General features: G+C 75.8%; 3 protein-coding genes. 1 reads left to right on the top strand and 2 read right to left on the bottom strand.

Annotated elements, in window-relative coordinates; genetic code table 11:
• Positions 1–42: 42 nt before the first annotated feature.
• A complete protein-coding gene (locus ACFV61_RS18740) occupies positions 43–1932 on the bottom strand; it encodes a DEAD/DEAH box helicase (protein ID WP_380492757.1) in 1890 nt (629 codons plus the stop codon).
• A 706-nt stretch (positions 1933–2638) separates the two neighbouring features.
• On the opposite strand from ACFV61_RS18740, the gene ACFV61_RS18735 reads away from it, so the two are divergent.
• A complete protein-coding gene (locus tag ACFV61_RS18735) occupies positions 2639–3367 on the top strand; it encodes a ferritin-like fold-containing protein (protein ID WP_063347921.1) in 729 nt (242 codons plus the stop codon).
• Between the two features lie 3 nt (positions 3368–3370).
• Here the strand turns inward: ACFV61_RS18735 and ACFV61_RS18730 are convergent, their stop codons facing one another.
• Positions 3371–3694, bottom strand: coding sequence for a hypothetical protein (locus tag ACFV61_RS18730; RefSeq protein ID WP_363586741.1), 324 nt, complete (start codon positions 3692–3694; stop codon positions 3371–3373).
• Positions 3695–3863 lie beyond the last annotated feature (169 nt).

Here is a 3863-nt window from a genome sequence, read left to right as displayed (position 1 = left end):
CGCCCCCCGGCCCCCGGCCCGCCCCCTCCGGGGCGGGGTGCGTCAGCTCTCCGGGGTGGTCTCCGGCGCGGCGGCGGCCTTGCGGGCCCGGGTGCGCTTGCGCGGGGCCGGGACCTCGGTCGCGGCGTCGGCGGCCGCAGCCTCCGGAGCCGCCGGGGCGGTCGCGGCCTCGGCCTCGGCCTTGGGCTTGCGGGTGCGCGTCCGGGTGGCCGGCTTCTTTGCGACGGCGGTCTCGACGACGGCCTCGGCGGCGGGTGCCTCGGTCGGCGCCTCGACGACGGCCTCGACGGCCTCCGCCTTCGGCTTGCGGGTGCGCGTCCGGGTGCGGGCGGCCGGCTTCTCCTCGACGACGGCCTCGACGACGGCCTCGGCGGCGGCCACGACGGCCACCGCGGCCGGAACCTCGGCCGGGGCCTCGGCGACCGGAGCCGCCACGGCCGCCTCGGTCACCGCGACGGCCTCGGCCACCACAGCGGCCTCGCCGGCGGCGGCGCCGCGCGACCGGCGGCGACGGCGGCGCGGGGCCGCCTCGCCCTCGGTGCCCTCGACGGCCGGGGCCGCGGCGGCCTCGACGACGCTCCCGGCCTCGCCCTCGGCGACCGTGGAGCCCCCGCGGGTGCGGCGGCGCTCACGGGTGCGGCGCGGCTTCTCCTCGGTCGCCACGGCGGCCTCAGGGGCGCCGGTGCGGCCGGCGCCGCTGCGCGGGCCCTTGGCCCGGGCGGTGCGCGCACCGCGCCCGCCGGTCTCGCCGAGGTCCTCGACCTCCTCCGCGCCGAGCCCGGCCCGGGTCCGCTCCGAACGCGGCAGCACACCCTTGGTGCCCGGCGCGATCTTCAGCAGCTCGTACAGGTGCGGCGAGGTGGAGTAGGTCTCCTCCGGGTCGTTGAAGGTCAGCTCCAGCGCCTTGTTGATCAGCTGCCAGCGCGGGATGTCGTCCCAGTCGACCAGGGTGACGGCGGTGCCCGAGGCGCCGGCCCGGCCGGTGCGGCCGATCCGGTGCAGGTAGGTCTTCTCGTCCTCGGGGCACTGGTAGTTGACCACGTGCGTGACGCCCTCGACGTCGATGCCGCGGGCGGCGACGTCGGTGCAGACCAGCACGTCGACCTTGCCGTTGCGGAACGCGCGCAGCGCCTGCTCGCGGGCGCCCTGGCCGAGGTCGCCGTGGACGGCGCCGGCCGCGAAGCCGCGCTGGGTCAGCTGGTCGGCGACGTCGGCGGCGGTGCGCTTGGTCCGGCAGAAGATCATCGCCAGCCCGCGGCCGTCGGCCTGGAGGATGCGCGAGACGAGCTCGACCTTGTCCAGCGAGTGCGCGCGGAAGATGTGCTGCTCGATGTTGGCGACGGTGGTGCCGGTGTCGTCCGGGGCGGCGGCCCGGATGTGGGTGGGCTGGCTCATGTACCGGCGGGCGAGGCTGATGACCTGACCCGGCATGGTGGCCGAGAACAGCAGGGTCTGCCGCTTGGCCGGCAGCATGGTGATGATCTTCTCGACGTCCGGCAGGAAGCCGAGGTCGAGCATCTCGTCGGCCTCGTCCAGGACCAGCGAGCGGACCTTGGACAGGTTCAGCTTCTTCTGCCCGGCCAGGTCCAGCAGGCGGCCCGGGGTGCCGACCACGATGTCGACGCCCTTGGCGAGCGCCTCGACCTGCGGCTCGTACGCGCGGCCGCCGTAGACGGCCAGGACGCGCACGTCGCGGACCTTGCCGGCGGTCTGCAGGTCGTTGGTGACCTGGGTGCAGAGCTCGCGGGTCGGGACGACGATGAGCGCCTGCGGGCCGTCGGAGAGCTGCTCCTCGGTCGCCCGGCCGGCGTCCACGTCGGCGCGCACGACGCACCGCTCGATCAGCGGGAGGCCGAAGCCTAGGGTCTTGCCGGTGCCGGTCTTGGCCTGGCCGATGACGTCGTGGCCGGTCAGCGCGACCGGGAGGGTCATCTCCTGGATGGGGAAGGGGTGGACGATGCCGACGGACTCGAGCGCCTCGGCGGTCTCCGGGAGGATTCCCAGATCCCGGAACGTCGTCTTGATGGGTTCAGCGGTGGTGGACAGGGTGCTGCCTCTTCCGTGTGAAAGGGGCCGAGAGCGAGCGGCGGGCGGGCAGCCGCACGGCTGCGTACGGGCCTGGCGGCCCTGATGCAGCTGAGCGGACGCACAACCGCGCCGGTCCCTGCGGCCGGCCGGTGCGCGCTGCCCTGTGCGGGGCGCGTCGCCGGCGGCGTCGGGGAGGATTCCCATGAGGGACCTGCGCGGGACCTTCGCCAGGGGGCGCGGTCTCGGCGGCCCTCGCTCGGCCACTGATGCGGTGCCAAGGCTTGAAGTCCAAGCCATGGTCGGAGCCGATCGGCTCTCCGACCGGGCATCCGCGTACGTGAGTACCCGTGGCTCCGGTGCGGACACGTCCGGATGGACGGTGCCGCTTCGGAGCGGGCTTGCGCGGGACACCGAGACGGCGGTGACACCGCGCGAACACGACGGGGCTCCGTACCACCATACAGTCAGGCGACGACTCGAACACGTGACGCGTCTGACATTGCCCCTGCCGACCCGGGCCGGAAGGGGTGTTCCGGCCGGTCACCCGGGCGACCGGCCGACGGCCGGCCAGGGTGGGTCCCCCGGGCCGGCGGGACTAAGGTGGCGGGTCATGGAGACCCATGGTGAGACGCAGGACGCCGCGGCCGGCTCGATCGGGGACTGGGCCGCGTGCTCGGCCGACCCCGGCTACCGGGCGGCGGTGCTGGATCTGCTCGGCGCGCTTGCCTACGGCGAGCTGAGCGCCTTCGAGCGGCTCGCCGAGGACGCCAAGCTGGCGCCGGACCTCGCCGACAAGGCGGCCCTGGCCCGGATGGCCTCCGCCGAGTTCCAGCACTACCAGCGCCTGCACGACCGGCTCGCCGAGATCGGCGCCGACCCGCAGGAGGCGATGCGCCCGTTCGTCGAGCCGCTGGAGCTGTTCCACCGGATGACCGCGCCCTCGGACTGGCTGGAGGGCCTGGTCAAGGCCTACGTCGGCGACGCCATCGCGACCGACTTCTACCGCGAGGTCGCCGTCCGGCTCGACGACGACACCCGCGACCTGGTGCTCGGCGTCATGTCCGACACCGGGCACGCCCAGTTCGCGGTGGACAAGGTGCGCCAGGCCATCGAGGCCGACCCGCGCTCCGGCGGCCGGCTCGCGCTGTGGGGCCGACGGCTGATGGGCGAGGCGCTCAGCCAGGCCCAGCGGGTGGTCGCCGAGCGGGACGCGCTGTCCAACCTGCTGGTCGGCGGCGTCCAGGTGCAGGGCTTCGACCTGGTCGAGGTCGGCAAGATGTTCAACCGGATCACCGAGGCGCACACCCGGCGGATGGCCGCCCTGGGCCTGGCCAGCTAGAGGTCAGGCCGGCCGGTGGCGCCGCGTGCGGTGGACACCGGCCCGGTGCGGGTGGTGCCGGTGCGCCGGGGCCCGCCCGGCGGCGAGGTCCGGCCGGGCCAGTGTCGTGGTCAGCACCGCCGAGGCCAGCGCGGCGGCCGCGATCGACGCCGCCGGGTAGCGCCCGTCCAGGCAGAAGTGCGCCACTGTCCCGCCGAGCAGCGCCGCCGCCAGGGCGGTGCCCAGGGTCAGGGTGCGGGCCGCCCGGAAGTACGCGGGCCGCGCCAGCAGTGCGGCCAGGCCCGCGGCCAGGCCGACGAGGGCGAAGGCGATCGACTCGACCAGCAAAACTGCCTCCCCGGGGACGGGCGCGCGGCGCCGGCGGCCGCACTGTCGCCGTACCCCGGCCGACCCGGCCGTACACGCAACGGTGCCCCGCTCCCTGGGGGGGGCGGGGCGCCCGGGGGGGCGCGCGGCGACCCCCCCCGCCCGCGCGCGCCCCCCCCAGCGGGGGGGC

Origin of the sequence: Kitasatospora sp. NPDC059817, from assembly GCF_042731835.1 — a bacterium.
Taxonomy (GTDB): domain Bacteria; phylum Actinomycetota; class Actinomycetes; order Streptomycetales; family Streptomycetaceae; genus Kitasatospora.
Note: the sequence above shows the minus strand (reverse complement) of the source record. Positions and strands in the feature narration are given on the sequence as shown.